The sequence below is a fragment of the Brucella sp. NBRC 12950 genome, assembly GCF_030268145.1.
Lineage (GTDB): Bacteria > Pseudomonadota > Alphaproteobacteria > Rhizobiales > Rhizobiaceae > Brucella.
Map to the genome: position 1 here is coordinate 1 of NZ_BSQC01000007.1, position 17,465 is coordinate 17,465.

A 17,465-nucleotide genomic window follows, 5' to 3' on the forward strand; every position below is an offset into this window, starting at 1 on the left:
TTTCGCATTCGCTGCATGAATTCACTTGTGGCCCAAGTGGGCACAATTGAAGCGATCAAGGTTCGCCATTCAGGCGATGTGACGGGCAAGGTGATAGAGGGCACATATAGCGTATTAAATGAAGCCGAAAAGGTTCTCGCCGCCCCGCAGGACTGGTCAGCTATTCATTTGAACCGAGATGAGCAGGCGATCTTTGCCGATGCCGCACACATGCTGCGTTTTGGCAATGCAGAGGGCGTAACCCGTACACCCATCAAACCCGCTCAACTTCTCATCCCGCGCCGCCATGATGACAAGGCAGACGATCTGTGGACGGTTTTTAACACTGTGCAAGAAAACTGCTTAAAGGGCGGATTGCGTGGCATTAGCCGTGACGCATGCGGCCGCCCGCGCCGTGTTAAGTCCCGTGCTGTTAATGGCATCGATCAGGATATCAGGCTGAACAAAGCGCTCTGGACGCTGTCGCAGAAGATGGCGGAGCTCAAAGCGTAACAGCAAGCAAGACGGACGCAGGCAACGAAGGCCCGTCAGAAATGCCCGATGCGCCCCAATGCACGCAATCGGCACCATCGCAAATTTCGTATTTGAAAGTGAGAGCAGCAGCACTGAGCCAGCCAGTGCTATCGTGGAGGATGAGCCACCGCGACCGAGGCAACGGCTTTGCTTTCAATTCGGAGGCTAATACAATGTGGTTCATACCACTGAGTGTTACCCTTACTTTGAAAAAAACCCGGACCAGCTGGTTACTGACGATCCGGGTCAATTTCATTAAGTAAGGAAACGGAAGGCAGTGTTAAAGCTGCCTTCCACTCCGGAAACAGTCTAACAAAATCGAGCCCCGAATGAAATCCCAATGTTTTGCATTGCCGCGCACATGCGCCGGCGGTGGCAAACAGGCCGGATCGACCGGCCGATTTGCCAGATGAGAGGGGCTTTACCACCTCTCAAACTCACCCCATGCGCAAAGAGTATGACCCTTTTCTTTGCCTACTCTTTATGAACGAACTGTTTCACTACTCCAAACCAAAGCTAATCCTCTCCTGGGAATTGGAGGCCCAAAGGACACTGGCAAAGCAGAGGATTATGACGCGCCAGCGAACGAGCTGATCGGTGCATCCCGGCACAGGCCTCGGTGTCTTAAGGCCTTTGATATGCACTCAGAGCGTCGTCCGGTATAGAGTTTCTCTTTTCCTTGTTTTAGTCGAGTTTCAAGGGCTTAGGGCATCTGCCCTCAGCGCGCTTCGGATTGATTTCCGCCCAGCTTCGCTCGCTTTGCTCTCTGCAGCTGGTTCCCCGCGAAACCACCCCTCCGCTTGCACACCCGCTGTTCGCCACGAGGCAAGAGGTACAGCAGCGCAGAGCTGCTGACCTCTAAAGAGGGACAGAACTTAAAAGCGGAGAAAGCCTACCCATGACTATCTGCACTGATACGGCCAGTTTCGACAAAGCCCGCGCGATGCGTGAGGACGAAATGCTTAAAACTGCACTGTCAGCCAATTCCGACAATCGAAATCCTGCGTGCGCTCACCAAAGAGGGTTTTGTGCCGGTCGGAGCAAAACAATCGCGCGGGCAATGAAGGCCTGACAGAAATGGCCGATGCGCCCCAATCCACGCAATCGGCGCCGTCGTAAATTTCGTATTTGAAAGCGAGAGCAGCAGCACTGAGCCAACCAGTGCTATCGTGGAGGATGAGCCACCGCGACCGAGGCAACGGCTTTGCTTTCAATTCGGAGGTGTATGCAATGTGGTTTTTACCCCTTAGCATCACCCTAGAAATGAAAAGAACCCGTACGAGTTGGACGCTCATTGTACGGGTTCGGTTCATTAGCTAGGAAATAGGGAGGTGGGCGAAAGCCTGCCTTCCACTCCGGAAACAGTCTAACAAAATCGAGCCCCGAATGAAATCCCAATGTTTTGCCACTGCCGCGCACGTGCGCCGGCAGTGGCAAGCAGGCCGGATCGACCGGCCGATTTGCCAGATGAGAGGGGCTTTACCACCTCTCAAACTCACCCATGCGCAAAGAATATGACCCTTTTCTTTGCCTACTCTTTATGAACGAACTGTTTCACTACTCCAAACCAAAGCTAATCCTCTCCTGGGAATTGGAGGCGCAAAGGACACTGGCAAAGCAGAGGATTATGACGCGCCAGCGAACGAGCTGATCGGTGCATCTCGGCACAGGCCTCGGTGTCTTAAGGCCTTTCATATGCACTCAGAGCGTCGTCCGGTATAGAGTTTCTCTTTTCCTTGTTTTAGTCGAATTTCAAGGGCTTAGGGCATCTGCCCTCAGCGCGCTTCGGATTGGCTTCCGCCCAGCTTCGCTCTCTGCAGCTGGTTCCCCGCGATTTCGCCACGAGGCAAGAGGTACAGCAGCGCAGAGCTGCTGACCTCTAAAGAGGGGACAGGCAAAGGAAAAGGCGGAAGCAAACCCATGACCATCTGCACCGAGACTGCCCATTGGACCCGCGCGATGCGTGAGGACGAAATGCTTAAAACTGCACTGTCAGTTTTTGCTCTCACTGCCCATGAAAGCCGCTCACACCGCTTTCAGCCAATTCCGACAATCGAAATCCTGCGTGCGCTCACCAAAGAGGGTTTTGTGCCGGTCGGAGCAAAACAATCGGGCGGGCAATGAAGGCCTGACAGAAATGGCCGATGCGCCCCAATGCACGCAATCGGCGCCGTCGTAAATTTCGTATTTGAAAGCGAGAGCAGCAGCACTGAACCAGCCAGTGCTATCGTGGAGGATGAGCCACCGCGACCGAGGCAACGGCTTTGCTTTCAATTCGGAGGTGTATGCAATGTGGTTTTTACCCCTTAGCATCACCCTAGAAATGAAAAGAACCCGCACGAGCTGGTCACTTGTTTTGCGGGTTCGATTCATAACCTAGGAAATAGGGAGGTGGGCGAAAGCCTGCCTTCCACTCCGAAGACAGTCTAACAAAATCGAGCCCCGAATGAAATCCCAATGTTTTGTGTTGCAATGCATGTGCTTCGGCGGTGACAAACAGCCCGGATCGACCGGCCGGTTTGCCAGATGAGAAGGATGCGCTGCGTTGTCACGAAAATAACGGCCGCCGATTATTGTCAATGCCTCGTGATCATTGCCAGTCAATAGTGCAACATTCTTTCAACGAAACCACGCATCTTTGTAATCAATGCAATAGCGCTATTGTGCCTTACCCACTTTCGGATACCTCCATAGATTTACAGGGTCACAGACAAGCACCAGTTTGCCAGTCAGACTTCGGCCGAGAATATAAATCATCAATCATTTGTCGTTGATTGTTTGCTGCCTGTCCGCGCGACTAACGCAAACGCTGACGAGCGTTACCAGACCGGCGCAAGAAAGTGTTTTCAGGTTACGAACGATAGCGTTCTTCCAGTTCGTTCAACGCAGGAGTTGCAAGATGGTCTAATGCTGCAATGACAGGTGCACGCAATAGATAACCATCGGAACGAATATTGAGCGGATCTTTAATGTTCCGAATATCATCGATTGTGGATTGCCTGAATTTCAACATCACACGTTTTGATGGGTTACTTCGTGGTGGAAACGTCGTGACAGTGAGATCGAGCGCCTGGTCGTCGAAACGTCTGGCAATGAGCAGCAGCATATCTTCTAAGCTGCAACCGACTTTCGCCGTGATCTGCAATGCAAGCTCGTAGTCTGTGATCTTAAAAGCGAAGGTGAATGGCATGCTGATGAATGCGATTTTAGCAGCATGTTTTGACAAGCTTGCAGCCGAAACATTGAAAGCGCGTTTTGGGTCAGTCATCGGGGAGGGGGGAGGAAGTGCTACAGCGCGAGCCACTTCAAATTTGTCTTTGAGACTGGTTTCAGGCTTTTTGAGATCAGTCATTGCAGGGCCTCGATGCTTCTCAGTGTGCTGCCGGCAATACGCAAATCTGTTTGCAACGCCTTGCGCACAAACGGATTACTGACCACATTCTCCTCCTGCAATTCGCGAATAAAGATGACGCCCTGATCAAGCGTGTCATAGCCGTTTCGAGCTGGAATGTAGAAGTCCGCCAGCATCTCGTCTTCATGGATCGTGTTGAGAATTGTCTTTTGCCGATTGGTAAGACGTGTGTTTTGGGCCCAGTCGTTGAGTAGCAGAGCTGCTTTCGGGGCGGCCACGCCCTTTGCTTGCAGTGCATCGCGCAGTTGTATGTAGAGCGTTACGGTTGCCAGCTGCGATTCATATTCTTTGACACTGGGTCGGAAGGGGATAATCACCCTATCTGCAACGCTGAGAGCAAAGCGGGTCAATTCCTCGTGCTGTCCGGCCGTATCGATAATGATGTAATCGATGGCATCTGCTTCCGCCTGCTCGAAAGCCGCTAAAAGTGAGCTTTCATCATGAGCTATTTTGCATTGAAAGCGCGTGTGAAGGTCCGGATATTTTTGCATCACCCTACGGTGATACATTGCGGATGAACCCTGATGATCGGTTTCAATGAGGAGAGCGGTTGTCTCATCGGAAGCTGCAAGTGCTGCATTTATAAGGAGCCAGGAGATGGTTGACTTGCCCACTCCTCCCTTTTGGCCAGCGAGTACGATTTTCAACATTATCCATTCCAAGCAATACGGAAGAAGAGCTCATAAAAATTGATGGCTGAGCACCCAGTGAGATTGAATAAGCAGTCTGGTCATCGAAAAAAGGATCGTACGGCAATAATGGTAGATCCAGATCCTGTTTGTTGTTCTGATAACGGTAAACAGGTGAACGCTTTGCCGAAACGGCAATATGTTGTGTTAAATAATTCGCGGAACAAAAAGTGCGATGTAAATTGTGTGAAAATGTTCGGTTATTTGAGCATTTAAACATCTAAACAGTTGTACACCCATACAGTTGAGCGATCAGACCGTTAGCTAACATGTTGTCAGATCACACTACCTGCCATGTGCCCGGATAAAGGATTCTGACGTCAGAAGTTCGGTGCTGTGCCCAGCCGTTGGCTGGGCTTGGGTGGAGCCGGACCGCGTCTTTATTGAACGCCGTAGGTTCGGCGGAGCCCATCTAGTAAAAGCTTTGGTACTAAGCATGGTTTGTCCTCTCCTTTACAGTTTTAGCTCACTCTTAGTTGGCGATGTGTCGTCTGGGGGAGGATGATAAAGATGGGGTCTAAGATTGGGCTGTGAAGCAGGAAATGTAACTTGTCAGCGCTACACTCGACAAACCACCCATCTCGCCGGCTTAGCCGCGATGAAACGATTGCGATTGTGCGGGATCATAAGGCGGGTTTGAGCATCGCAGCTACCGCTCGCAAGCACAGTGTTGCGCGCTCAACGGTCTATAGGGCTTTGGAGAGTGGTCAGCCTTCACGCGCGGGCGCGGCATACGCGGTGCGGGTGTATTCACGCCTGTCAGCAGAAGACTATGCGGCGCTGAAAGCGGTTGCAGAATTGCGTGGGCAGACTGTTTCTGCCCTCTCGCGCAGTGTGCTGCGTCGGGCAGCGGGGTTCTTTGATGCGGATACTGAGATCGCAAAGGCCGCTGTGGGGCTATCGAGGGAGCTTAAAAGGATTGGTAGCAATCTCAATCAGGTGGCTTATCAAATCAATCGCGAGGCGCTTTTGCAAGGTAGAACAGCCCCACAGCCACAATATCTGGCCGAAATCCGAGCCATGCAACGCACTTTTCTCGTAGCAGCTGACAAGGTTGACGCCTTGCTTGTCCGTGCCGGGCAACGTCGCTTAACAACTGTGGCGCAGCTGATTGGCACGGAAGAAGAGGGCAAATGATGTGTTCTGCCAGCGTGTTTGTGACCAATCGTTATGAGTATTTCAAGAATGTCGGCGGTTTGAGCCATGCCCCGTGTTTTTCACGCGTCGGTTTTAAGGCTGCCAGCGACATGTCGCGCTATGCCCGCAATGTGCAACGCCTGCCACAGGTGATGTTTCGTACGGTTAGGAGCGGCTATTGCAGCGGCTATATAGGGTTGTCGGCACAACTCAATTATGTGCTCGGGAAAGCTCAACGGGTGATTGATCCGAGCGGGGAGTTTGATGGTGAGGATCATATTGCGCGCAAAGACACTCAGGGTCTGGCGTCGCGTTGGGCCGATAGCTGGAAGAAAACGGCACACGACGGCAAACACACGATGCACCTGGTAGCAAGCTTTCCGCACGGAACGTCCCAGAGTGCTGTAGAGGGCATAATCTATGATACCTGCGACGAGCTATTATCGCAGGGGCGTAACCGGTTTGACTATATCGCGGCCATTCACACCGATACCAACAATCCGCATGGTCATATCATCGTCAATCGTCGCAATGGGGAAGGTGAATGGTTCTATCTCGCGCGCGATCATGAGTTCACATACGATCTGTTCAAAGACACACTTGTTAAACACGCGCGCTCGTATGGCGTGGAGCTGAACAACTCGTCGCGTCTGTCACGAGGGCTTGGTGATTATGCGTTGGACAGCAATCCAAAAGAGGCAATGCGTGGGCTTGAAGGCGCTGTTCTCGATTATGGTTCCGCCGCCTATAGGTATCAGGAGAGCGGATCTGACAGTTTTTATGTGACGCTACAAACCCGCTTCGGCGCGCGCACCATTTGGGGAGTGGGTCTGGCAGCAGTGCTGGAAGATAGCGGAGCCACGCCCGGTGATAAGATCCGTATTCGTCATGAAGGCAAAAAGCCGGTCGAAGTTCTGGCGCAGGACGGCAAGATCATCACCACCCACCGCAATGACTGGCGCATTGATTTTGCCGGTGAGGAATACGGAACATTTTGTCGCCCTGAAACTGAAACATCGACAGAAAAGGAAGAAACTATCGCTGATAGACGGCGTAGCCTCGTATTGCAGGAGGCTAGCCGTTATCGCCGGTTTGCAGAGTTTTGCAAGGGAGCACAGATCGCGTTGAGCCTGGCGTTTCAGGCGGCGAGTGAGGCGCTACACAATGGACAGACAATTGATGATTTGAGACATGTTCAGGAGGATTTTATGAGTGAAGATGTAAATTTAAGTGAAGCGGCTATTGCCCGGGACCGCGATGCGCTATGTGCTTCCATTGAAGAAGCGCATGACCAGCTTAAGGCCGTGTGGGAACACTTGCCCAAGCTTCCCCATGACGAACGCCCTGTGGTCGAAGAACGGTATTTTAAAGTCGTTGATGACATAGATCGTCTGCTCACAGGAGAGCGGCGGCATGAGTTTATCCAGAAGGCGGAAGGCTCTGTCTACGCGGATGAGCATCGTCGTAAGCTGTCTCGAAAAATACCGACCCGCAGTTTGCAGTGCCTTGAGCAATACGGAATATCCAGTGACGAGTTTATTGCGCGTACCCATGTAGCAACGTGTTGTTATGCGTTAGAATCGCACTGGATCGAGCGGGATGTCGCAGCTGTTGCACAGCATCTGAACGTGGATGTTCATTCAGAAGAGGGGCGCGAAGCGGCTCTGCGCGAAACGGCAGAACTGCATAGTGCCATCATTGAGGATCTGAACGAGGCTGAAACTCTGCTGGATGGAATAGAGGAGGCTAAAATTCTGGATCAAATCCGCGATCTGGCAAGACAAGACCGGCTGACATTGGAGGAGAGCCGTACTCTGATTGATAACCTTGAGGAGGTTTTGGGTGGAGATGGCATGAGAGATCTTCAGAATGCCAATCCCGATGTATTTCGTAAGGCGGGTTTTGAGATTGAAGGGCGCGAGGCGCTGTCAATCGCGCAAGCCTATTGTGATGCAATGAGCCAGCACGGCTACGTCATGGACGCCTCTATACAGGCCATCGTGCGGGAGCGAGAGCTTCTTGTCCTTAATGAGCAGATCGCAATTCTGGAACACGATCGTGAGCTTGGCGATAAAGCCATGGAAGAGGAGCTGAACGAACGAGAATGCTATGGGCTTTAAGTCCGGGGAGTTTCGACGATGAATAGCCCACAGGACAACAAACGGCAGATCCTGACCGCGTCCTTCCTCTTCATAACAGGAGCGCTGTTTGGCTACATCCTCGCGCTGATGTTGCTGAGTGTATGGCACAGGGACTGGTATGTCGGCCCGTTTTTCATACTGACCAACTATATTGCACTTTATAAAGCCCACTATCCAGAATGGCTGTTGTCATCTTTGCTTGTTCTGATGCCTGGGATTGGCGGATTACTACTCAGTGCGCGGATGCTTGAACCCAATCTGACCGCGTTCGGCACAACTCATTGGCAGACCATCGCCGACATGAAAACCAATCGGTTTTTTTCTAATCCGGCAACCGGATTCTTGTTGGGGAAGACCGGTAAGGCTGAAGGTAGGGGAAAGCATATTGTCTCGGGCCAGTTTCCGCATTGCCTCTTGGTGGCACCCACAGGTGCGGGTAAGACAGTCGGCTTCGTCATCCCAAACCTTTTGACCTATCTGGGGAGCGCTGTGGTGTTGGATGTCAAAGGAGAGTGCTTTGAAAAGACAGCGCGCTTTCGCGACAAAATGGGACACTCGGTCTACCGCTTCGGCCCGCGCGACTTTGACATGCCAAGTCACCGGTTTAATCCGTTACATCGTATTTCTAAGTTGCGAAATCCCGCTCAGCGCATGGCAGAGATCGACAAATTGGCGACCCTGTTTCTGCAAGCCGAAAGCTCTCAAGCAGCCAGCTTCCTACCCAATAGCAAAGACGTCTTTATTGCCTGTGCCATTCTGGCCTTCGAACAGGGCAGCTTCACCCTCGGTCATATATATAAACTCGCTTATGGCGGCGAGCTCGATAACAAGCACAAGTTTAAACGCTACGCAAGACAAGTGCAGGATCAAAGCGCAAAGCTCCTGTTCCAGAAACTCGGCAACACCGCCAAAGACACTTTGAGCGCTTACCTCTCTATATTGAGTTCCAGCGGATTTTCTCCCTGGGCTAATCCGCATACCTGTGCGGTTACGGCAGAAAGCGATTTTGACTTCCGAACGTTTCGGGTCAAACCGCAAACAGTCTATTTTACCGTGCCTTATGATGATTTGAGAACAATATCCCCACTAGTGCGTATGTTCTTTTCAGAAGTCATAGCATCCTTGCAGGCCAGTGAGCCGGGTGAAGATGAACCATTTCCGGTAATGATCCTGCTAGATGAATTCCAGCGCATCGGAAAAATGCCGATCATTGTTGATAGCCTATCGCTGTTGCGCGCGTATGGCGGCAATGTTGCGATTGTCACGCAATCCATTCCCGACATTGATCGTGTTTATGGCATTGATGATCGAAAGGCAATTCAGGCCAACAGCGGCATTAAACTTTATCTGACACCTAGCGAAGAGGACACCATCGGAGAACTATCGGATTCCGTTGGAACTACGACGAAGAAAGTTTCAACCAAATCCCGATCGATCAAAGAGGGTGTGTTTGGTGCCCATATCACCGAGCGCTCAGAAGAATATCCATTATTGACGAGGGACGATGCGAGGCGTTTGCCATCTGATGAAATCATCATTGTCATCAACGGGCATATGCCGATCAGGGCCAAGCGACTGCAATATTTTGCGGATCGTAAGTTGAAGCCGCTGTTTCAGTCCCAAGATCTGAAAGGACCGCTACCGATGCCCACCCATGTTGTTACGGAGGCGGATTATACGTTTGCGAATGACCTCGAGAGCCTCAAAAAGGCAAAAAAGGATTTGAAGAAGGCAGAACAGAACAAGGAGCAACCTCATGCTCGCCTTGAAGATCAACTAAAACAGCGACAGCTGCAGAGCAAAATGAAATCGGGCAGAAATAATTGTGCTGGAAGAGTGAAAGAAGCGGCAAAAAGCCGGATAGTGCAACAAAGGAGGAAAGCAGAGGTAGGACTAACTTGGAACAGGAGCATCAGAAAAGATGTTAGTTTCGACGATTTTGAAATTATTTCATGTAACCTTTCTGATTTGATGAATTTGGCTAAATTGTAAAAATATTCGTCAAAACAATAGGTGATGAATTATGATTAATAAAATCTAAGGAATCTTTGTAATACTATCAATTATAGTAGAGGTGAAAATAGCTTATTGCTTAATAGGTCGGAGAATTCTGGCCTGTTTCGGTCGTCCTCATCTGGTTTATCTGTTGACCAGCGCTACAGGTTTGGGCGACGAATGCTTTTCCGTTTCCACCAGTTCTTGGCGGGCCAATTAAAAAATGGTAGGATATGTGGGACGGTGTTCTGCTTACTATGTTAGCAATTTTATTAGCGGTAATGGCAATTAATTATCTCTTTCTGAAGGCTTACCGTCACTGAATTGAGTAGTGCACAGACCACCGCAACTTAAAACAACCGCGCATTGTATGGGCCTAATAACTCTTGCCGAGTATTCGCTCGTCTCGCGCCAGGGCGCGGGACGGTTCTCCAGGAAATGGACCAGATGGACTTTTTGCTGCAGGATCGCGCTGTGGCGATGGTGATGAAGCAAGTGTCCTATCTCCAAAGCGGGGTGAGTTGTCGTCATTATTGTCTTTTTTCTTAGACGTAAGAGCCTGCATTATTGGCATTCCCAAGTGCAGCGGGCTTACGTGTTGTATCATTCCGGTGAGGCCGGAAACAATCGTTGGGATGAATATGATAATAAGTACGGCGATTCCGACGACAGTGATGAAGGGTATAAATTCCGTAATTGTATTTAACGAACTTGCTTTCATTGATTCAATGTAAGAGTTTGTAATACCTGCGATCAACGCCATGACCGCCGAAGTTATGACCGGATATAGTGCATAAGTGATTGCTCCTTGTAGCCATCTATAAAAATAATCGGATGTTCGTTCAAAAATCAGGCAGCAAATGAACGGCGGAGCAATCATGATGAACACTGAGATCATGATTTTAGAATAGATAATGATGAGAGCGGATACCGCGCCAAGGGTTGCCAAGCAAGTGACTACAAGTATGGTCAGGATTGAGCCGGTAATCCATCCCGTATGCATAAGTGCTTTATTTGAAGCGGTAGCCATGCTTGATAGAATTTGATCGATCGAACCGGCAAGGGATGGGCTGCTTCTTCCACCGGATGATACCGTTTCCAGCAAAGAACTCGCGATGGAGTTCATTCCATTTTCGACTGCGCTGGCGACTAGGCTAAAATTGCCCCATTTCAATCCAATATAGGAAATCAGGATAAGTTTCATCATCAGTGCCAGCATCTTGCTTGGGGACATATAGCCAATTTGCATGAATTGATTGAATATTGCCGTAACGAAGGCGATTGTGGCGACAGCTATCGCAATGGCACTAATGCCATGTGATAGGCTTGAAAATCCAGCTTCATTGGCTTTTCCAAGCATGGTGGTAGCGCTGGCGACATAAGATGCCACAAGACCATCTGACATCAGTATACCCCTAACGCGATACACATGTTTGCGGCGGCGTCATAACTTTTGCTCGCTTCGTCTATGTATCGACCAATGTAGGCTTGCTCTTTTGAACCTGGATTTGCTGGTAAACCCATTGGTAGAAAGTACCGTTTATAGACTTCGATCGCGTGGTCATAAGTTGGGTATAGCATTTCGCACGAACAAGTTTTTGTGCTGAGAATTGATTTGGCAACTTCCGCGAGATAGACAGCCTGCGGCAGTCTTTGCTCTGAAAAAGGGAGGTCAGTAATGAACGTTGGCTTGCTTGGTGACTTGCAATCACGGTGCTCCGTTGGACTAATGGTGTCGTCAGGCGCGTGATCACCAAACGTGAAAAACTTCCGATCTTTTTCGCGTGCGGCTGTATCATCGGCGGCAAATGCTGGCGTAGCACATAGAATTGCAGTGACGATCAATAGTGTCTTTTTCATGCTGCTGCCTCCTGTCCTGGTAGATAGATTTCGCTGATCCCGCGCATTGCACCGTTGCGGCCGGTTTGGATGATGACGTCGATGGTGCGGTCGATATAGGTGAGAAAGTTGTCGTAGGTCATAGGTATGCCGGACCGACTTGCTGCTATTGCAAGCCGGTCACGCGCGAGCTCTGGAGTTTCGCAATGGATCGTTGCAAATCCGCCTTCTTGGCCGGTGTTGATGGCTTCAAGAAATGTCATTGCTTCCCTGCCTCTGACCTCCCCGACAATCAGGCGGTCAGGGCGCATACGTAGCGAAGCTTCCAGAAGCTTGTCCGCAGAGCGGACATCTCCTGATCGATCTGCCACCAGAGAGACATGATTGGGATGCCCCGGAAACAATTCTGGTGCATCTTCTATCGTTATCAAACGGCTATCATAGGGAATGAAGGACACAAGCTTGCGTAGCACAACTGTCTTCCCGGTTTCTGTGCCGCCTGAGACAAGAATATTAAGACGCTTTTCGACGCAGAACCGCAACGTATCAATAAGATCTGCGCCTTCTATAAGCTGCCGCAGTGTGGCCAGTTTTTCCGCTCGCCTCTGCGATGCAGGGCATGATTTTGAATAAAGATACGCAAGCTCGATCTGGTTGATAGGAATAGTTGAGAACATTCGAAATGATAGGGCAGCTCCGCCAAACGCTGCTGGCGGTAGCACGGATTGCGCCCGGATAGGACGGTCACGGTACTGAATAGTTGCTGAAACAAGGAGGTTGTTCTGCCCGGTTTTGGTATGGGTATTGCCAGCAATCAGATTTGTCAGACGTTCAGCAACACCTTGATCCAGCGTCAGACCTGCAAAGCTCATGGTGACGTCACCGCGCTTTATCAGCCAGACCTTGCCGTCCGGATTGACAGAAACTTCAATCATTTCGGCGTCGATGAGCCAAGGTCCAAGCGGCTCGAGTGCATATTGAAGATATTCCATCAGAATATCTCCAGATCACGGTCAACGAAGATGGTGATGTTAGCGCCCTGATACACGCCGATCGTTGGCGGGCGCCTGAGATAATCGCCTATAACCCCGTTAAGCGAGGATTGCAGATTTTGCGACACAGGATCGGCGAGTGTATTAATCGTGGTGACGGAGCTGGTGCCATTGGAGTTGTGGTGCCCGTTCATTGCGGCCGTCGCGAGAGTCGGTGCAACGCCCATCACACTGATAAGTGTGGCCGATCCGAAACGTTGAAAGAAATGGCTGTCGACATGACCTTTGACACCAGCCTGGCCAACGGCGTCAGCGCCGTAGGAATTAATGGTCACTGTCTGGTTATCTGGCAGCAGAATGCGCTCCCAGATCACCATTACGCGCTTCTGACCCAGACTGATCGTGTCCGAGTATTTTCCAAGTACCTTAGAGCCGCGAGGGATGAGGACGCGACTGCCATCGATAGAATGGACATCTTCAGCAACAACTGCCCGAATTGAGCCGGGCAGATCCGTATTGATTGCTGTCTCCAGCGATGCCTGTAAGACAGTGCCCTGCAGAACCGTGTTTGACGGATTGGCAATGATTTTTGCCTGTTCAACCGGGATCGGTTTCGCCTGATCTCTGGCAAAGAGCACGTTTTGACTAAGCGTTCTTTGTTCAAGTGAGTTCTTGTTAGTACTTGCCTGTACACTATTGCTGTTGCTGCCATTGAGTGGGCTGAGTGGTGAGGTTACGCGTTTCCTTAGCAATGCTTCTGCATCCAGCTTTCCCGCGTCCGGACTTTTAGCGCCTTCGCCACTAGTAAGTCGCTTCGCGTCCAGCTCGTTATTCAGACGCTTTATATCGAGATCACGGTCACGGATCGCTCGCTTGTATTCGTCTGATGCCTTTTCCATACGGCTTTTGAGGTCATTAAGCGCTAGAGTGAGCTTATTGACTTCCGTATCATCCCCGACAGCTTGAACAGGACGGTTTTTCAGATCCGCGATCATCCCTTCGAGCGATTTGATCTTCTCCAGCAGTTCCGGATTGGGATCCGGTGCCCTGACAGGAACCGGCTGCTGTATGTTGCCAAAGGCGTCGCCTTCACCATTGATAAACGAAGTGCTCTCGCTGGATTTCAAATCCGATACTTCACGTGTCGGCCACCAGATGTAGCCCAATACGCCAAAACACACGGTTCCGACAAAAAGCAAAATGCCTGCTTTCTGGCCGATGCTGATGCCCGGATTTAGCATGGCTTTAGATGATTTAACCGCATTCGCCAGATCTGCGGCTTTTTCTTCTGGAGATTTATCGATCATGGGAGCCTCCGAGCGCAGTTTTCACCGCTTGTCCGGGCTGCATCCGTTTAACAACCGTTTCCAATGTGCCGGAGCGCAGAACCCAGTAATTGGAGAGACCAGAAACGCGCATTACCCTGTTCTCCAGCACGGTGCTGTTGACCGTGCTTTCTTCGCCAGTCAAAGTCTTGAAAATCGCAGGCAGGGAAGAGCTGGGATAAAACTCAAAATAGGTGTAAATGCCGTCATCCCAGACATTCGTGGGTGTAATCGCATTTTTAACGTTGGCGCCGTAGTTCATGTAGGGCCCGGTCGGGTGGCCCCGGTTACTTTCCGGCACTACTTGTTCTTTGAGCGTGTAACCGCCGTTAAAACGAACTGCGAAATATGCGCTGTTCGGCTTCTCTACGACGTTCAGGTAATAAGCCCGCTTGTTGCTATAGAGCGTAATATTAGTGTTCAAACCGCGTAGAATTGGCTTAATAGCAATTACACGTCCTCCTGGTGCGCCCGCGTACTGAATGGCCTCGGTGTCGCCAGCAACAAGATAGTTGTAGACCTCACCGGCAGGTAGCTCGATTGCGGTTGATCTTAAGAGGGAAGTGTACACGCGAAATACTTGTCCATCGATGTAAGTGGCTTCGCGGACACGGCTATCCATGCGGTTTGACTTCGGCACCGTTTCAGCCATGGCAAATGCCGGAAGCGCGCCAATGACACTGGCGATAATCAATCGTTTCATCATTGCTTCAGCTCTGCTCATATTGTTGCGTGACAACCCTGTAATTCTTGACGACAAAGCCGAACGGATTTTTCCAGACCGCCTCTAAACTGGCTTGTTTGGATGGTGTGAGCTCGTATTCGAGTGTAACTAGAAAGGCATTGTCTTTCATGCCGTCTGTTGAGGTGAGGCGCTTTCTGAGCCGGACCTGAGCCCGATTGTCAGATAAAAGCGCAATGCTTGAAATCGCGACATCAATGCGGGCTTTATCGCTATATTGTCTGGCAAGATAGTCTGGGCTTGACCCGTCCCAAAGGCCGATCAGTGATTTGAGCGCAAGACCGGTTGACCGGGTTTTGACGGTTTCAATTCGAAGATCATTGTCAAAGATATTGTAGGTCTCACGATCACTTACATAGGAATAGATCATCGATTCAATGATCGCATCTTTCTGGGTGATCGAGATCGAACCGACGTTAACATTTGGAAGTGTCACACCGTTTCGAACATCAAACGGCACAAGAGCCGGTGCCGGCTTATCAACCGCAACGGCAACAATACCGGCCAACAAACAGCCGGTTACGCCAAAGCCAGATGCGAAATAGGCAATTTTACGCCAGCGGCGCTCTCGATCCACCGCACCAAAGATTAATTCGTATTCAAGAATTGCACCAATTTTTCGCATTAATAGTATCCTGATGCCGTGATTATTGCGCATTGCCGAATGTGAAGAATTTGCGTTCCTCGGCGCGTTCTGCAGCTGCATTAACCCCGGCCAGACCGTTGTAAACGGCCTCGGTTGAAGTGATCTCAAGGGATTTGGCGAGTTGGATGGAAAGCTCGGCGAGCATGCGGGTGTTGTTATCGATTGAGGTCTTAATGTCGGGACTGTTCTGCGTTTCTTTCAGTATCTGCTGAACACGATCTAAAGACTGACCTGCTTCCTTATAGGATTGCTCTGCAGTTGCCGCTAGCATGGCTCCGCCCGCCGCTTGTTGGGCCGTGCGTTGCTGGATGGGTTCGCCAGACGCGGTCCATCGTGACAATGTTTCAGAGGAAAGGCCTGCGGCTTCCAAACTTCTTTTAACGGTCTCCGTCATCGGAGCCGATTTACCCGAGGCAAAGCCTGTCCATTGGCCCGCTGATCCCGACATCAGTGTCGACAATACGCCGCTCGTGCTGCTGAAATTTCCATCCAAAAGACCATTCAATTCACCTGGTAGCAACATACCAAGAACGTTACGCGGTCCGCTAAACTGATCATAAATGCTCTTGAGCTGGTCAAATTGCTTCGTCAGCATTTTGTATTGCTCGTAAGCATTCTTCAGTAGTTCATTCTGAACGAGAACGTTCTCTTTGAGAACGCCGAGCTGTGCAATTGCTTTTGCAATATTTGCGGAATCGTGAACCAAATAGAATGCGTGTGCAGATGTGGCGCTAAACCATAAAATTAGGCCTGTTGTTAGAACAGTAGCTTTTGCTTTCATTGCACTCGTCCCTCAAAATTAAAGAATTCGCGCTCTTCTGCGCGATCCGCAGCCTCTTGCAACGCCAGCGCACTGATCTGACGCGTCTGGATGGCTGCCATTCTGGTCCGCAGCGCCATAATTCGCGCCATTTCAGCACGCGCATAGGAATTCAACACCCAGGCTTGCGCCGGATTCTCATTAGCTTTCATTTGCTCAATGATGTCTTTAAGACGTCTTGCAATCAGGGAGACGCTCTGAGCGCTGTTGGCGCCATAAGAGCGGAGTGCATCGCTCGCCATTGCATAGTTGGCACCTGCTGCAAGTGCGGGTTCAATCGTGCCTTCTGCATCAAGGCCACCGATTTTCGCGAGATACTCATTGTACTTTTTCGGGATGACAACAACGTAATTCTGAGTTTCTGCAAATGGTGGCACCCCACCATATTTTAGGACGGAACCAGGACCCGCATTGTAGCCAGCTAGGGCGTGAACAATATTGCCCTTAAACATCGCGAGCATCTTCGCTAGATACTTCGCACCACCACGCACCTGTGCCAGTGGTTCGGTTTTGTATTGAGGATCGACGCCCATTTCCTGCGCCGTACCTCTAATCAGCTGTGTCAGTCCAAACGCCCCAGCTTTCGATCCAATAAATGGATTAAACCGCGACTCTTGCCAAATCAACGCCTGTAGCAGAGCTCGCCACTGTGGTTGTGATAAACCGGCTATTGAAACGCCAGACAGGCTATAAGTCTCTCTGGCTCCCTGAATAATTACTTGTTCTACAGTGAGGGAAGCATCCCCAAAAGCTTTGGAGGCCGCTGGATTTGTGTCCTGCGGATTATAGAGATTACTTTCGACACCTTTTGTTTCGTTTGCGCCTCGTTCCAAGTTCTCAATAGAAACGCGCGTCGCGTCTTTTGGCAAAGCGCTTGCATCAATTAACTTATCCAGCTCTGAAATTATCTGATCGTCGGACTTCAAAATATTCGTGTATTGATCAAACCTATGATATTGGGTTTTAAGGTCTTTCAGTGATTGATCGAGCTTAGCTGTTTCTTCAATAAATCTTTCGCTATCAAACACCTCCTTACCGAAAAATGCATAGGCTGGCGCGTTTAATGCCAGTAACAGTGTCCACAGAGTTGCCAGGCTACAGCTTGATAGTTTCATCGGTTAATGCCCACAACTGGTTGATCGGCGTGAACTTGCAGTTCACACGTCCAAACGAAAAGCATTTGGATTTTGCGGGCGCTACACTGGTGCAACCTC

Annotated in this window: 15 protein-coding genes; 5 read left to right on the plus strand and 10 right to left on the minus strand. The window is 50.3% G+C overall.

Features of this window, described 5'->3' with window-relative positions:
- The coding region (locus tag QSJ70_RS12865) for a DUF932 domain-containing protein (RefSeq protein ID WP_285536859.1) at positions 1-492 on the plus strand (492 nt) is incomplete at its 5' end.
- A gap of 1,941 nt (positions 493-2,433) precedes the next feature.
- Complete coding sequence (locus tag QSJ70_RS12870) at positions 2,434-2,637, plus strand: hypothetical protein (RefSeq protein WP_285536861.1); 204 nt, start codon at positions 2,434-2,436, stop codon at positions 2,635-2,637.
- Positions 2,638-3,364: 727 nt separating this feature from the next.
- Here QSJ70_RS12870 and QSJ70_RS12875 read toward each other — a convergent pair.
- Positions 3,365-3,865, minus strand: a complete 501-nt coding sequence (locus QSJ70_RS12875; RefSeq protein WP_285536863.1) for a hypothetical protein — start codon at positions 3,863-3,865, stop codon at positions 3,365-3,367.
- Entirely contained in the window at positions 3,862-4,575 is a 714-nt protein-coding gene (locus QSJ70_RS12880) for a ParA family protein (RefSeq protein ID WP_285536865.1), read from the minus strand. The genes QSJ70_RS12875 and QSJ70_RS12880 overlap by 4 nt, the downstream gene beginning before the upstream one ends.
- A gap of 588 nt (positions 4,576-5,163) precedes the next feature.
- Here QSJ70_RS12880 and mobC point away from each other — a divergent pair.
- Genes mobC through QSJ70_RS12895 form a run of 3 tightly spaced genes read left to right on the plus strand, consistent with a single transcriptional unit; the run spans position 5,164 to position 9,884 of the window.
- Complete coding sequence (gene mobC / locus QSJ70_RS12885; protein ID WP_215780054.1) at positions 5,164-5,751, plus strand: plasmid mobilization relaxosome protein MobC; 588 nt, start codon at positions 5,164-5,166, stop codon at positions 5,749-5,751.
- Complete coding sequence (locus QSJ70_RS12890; RefSeq protein ID WP_285536869.1) at positions 5,748-7,871, plus strand: relaxase/mobilization nuclease domain-containing protein; 2,124 nt, start codon at positions 5,748-5,750, stop codon at positions 7,869-7,871. The genes mobC and QSJ70_RS12890 overlap by 4 nt, the downstream gene beginning before the upstream one ends.
- A gap of 18 nt (positions 7,872-7,889) precedes the next feature.
- Positions 7,890-9,884, plus strand: a complete 1,995-nt coding sequence (locus QSJ70_RS12895; protein ID WP_285536871.1) for a type IV secretory system conjugative DNA transfer family protein — start codon at positions 7,890-7,892, stop codon at positions 9,882-9,884.
- 379 nt (positions 9,885-10,263) lie between these two features.
- Here QSJ70_RS12895 and QSJ70_RS12900 read toward each other — a convergent pair whose 3' ends face one another.
- From QSJ70_RS12900 to QSJ70_RS12935, 8 genes are read right to left on the minus strand one after another with little or no spacing between them, the layout of a single operon-like run.
- A complete protein-coding gene (locus QSJ70_RS12900; RefSeq protein WP_285536873.1) occupies positions 10,264-11,292 on the minus strand; it encodes a TrbL/VirB6 family protein in 1,029 nt (342 codons plus the stop codon).
- Positions 11,292-11,747, minus strand: coding sequence for a hypothetical protein (locus QSJ70_RS12905; protein ID WP_285536875.1), 456 nt, complete (start codon positions 11,745-11,747; stop codon positions 11,292-11,294). Before QSJ70_RS12905 ends, QSJ70_RS12900 begins: the two co-directional genes overlap by 1 nt.
- Positions 11,744-12,718, minus strand: coding sequence for an ATPase, T2SS/T4P/T4SS family (locus QSJ70_RS12910; protein WP_285536877.1), 975 nt, complete (start codon positions 12,716-12,718; stop codon positions 11,744-11,746). The genes QSJ70_RS12905 and QSJ70_RS12910 overlap by 4 nt, the downstream gene beginning before the upstream one ends.
- Positions 12,718-14,025, minus strand: coding sequence for a TraB/TrbI/VirB10 family type IV secretion system protein (locus tag QSJ70_RS12915; RefSeq protein ID WP_215780082.1), 1,308 nt, complete (start codon positions 14,023-14,025; stop codon positions 12,718-12,720). Before QSJ70_RS12915 ends, QSJ70_RS12910 begins: the two co-directional genes overlap by 1 nt.
- Positions 14,015-14,749, minus strand: coding sequence for a TrbG/VirB9 family P-type conjugative transfer protein (locus QSJ70_RS12920; protein ID WP_215780084.1), 735 nt, complete (start codon positions 14,747-14,749; stop codon positions 14,015-14,017). Before QSJ70_RS12920 ends, QSJ70_RS12915 begins: the two co-directional genes overlap by 11 nt.
- 4 nt (positions 14,750-14,753) lie before the next feature.
- On the minus strand, positions 14,754-15,410 hold the full coding sequence (locus QSJ70_RS12925) for a VirB8 family type IV secretion system protein (protein WP_285536879.1): 657 nt from the start codon (positions 15,408-15,410) through the stop codon (positions 14,754-14,756).
- Between the two features lie 22 nt (positions 15,411-15,432).
- Positions 15,433-16,212 carry a type IV secretion system protein gene (locus tag QSJ70_RS12930; RefSeq protein WP_285536881.1) on the minus strand — a complete coding sequence of 260 codons (780 nt, stop codon included), beginning with the start codon at positions 16,210-16,212 and terminating at the stop codon, positions 15,433-15,435.
- Positions 16,209-17,366 carry a lytic transglycosylase domain-containing protein gene (locus tag QSJ70_RS12935; protein WP_285536883.1) on the minus strand — a complete coding sequence of 386 codons (1,158 nt, stop codon included), beginning with the start codon at positions 17,364-17,366 and terminating at the stop codon, positions 16,209-16,211. The genes QSJ70_RS12930 and QSJ70_RS12935 overlap by 4 nt, the downstream gene beginning before the upstream one ends.
- Between the last annotated feature and the right edge of the window lie 99 nt (positions 17,367-17,465).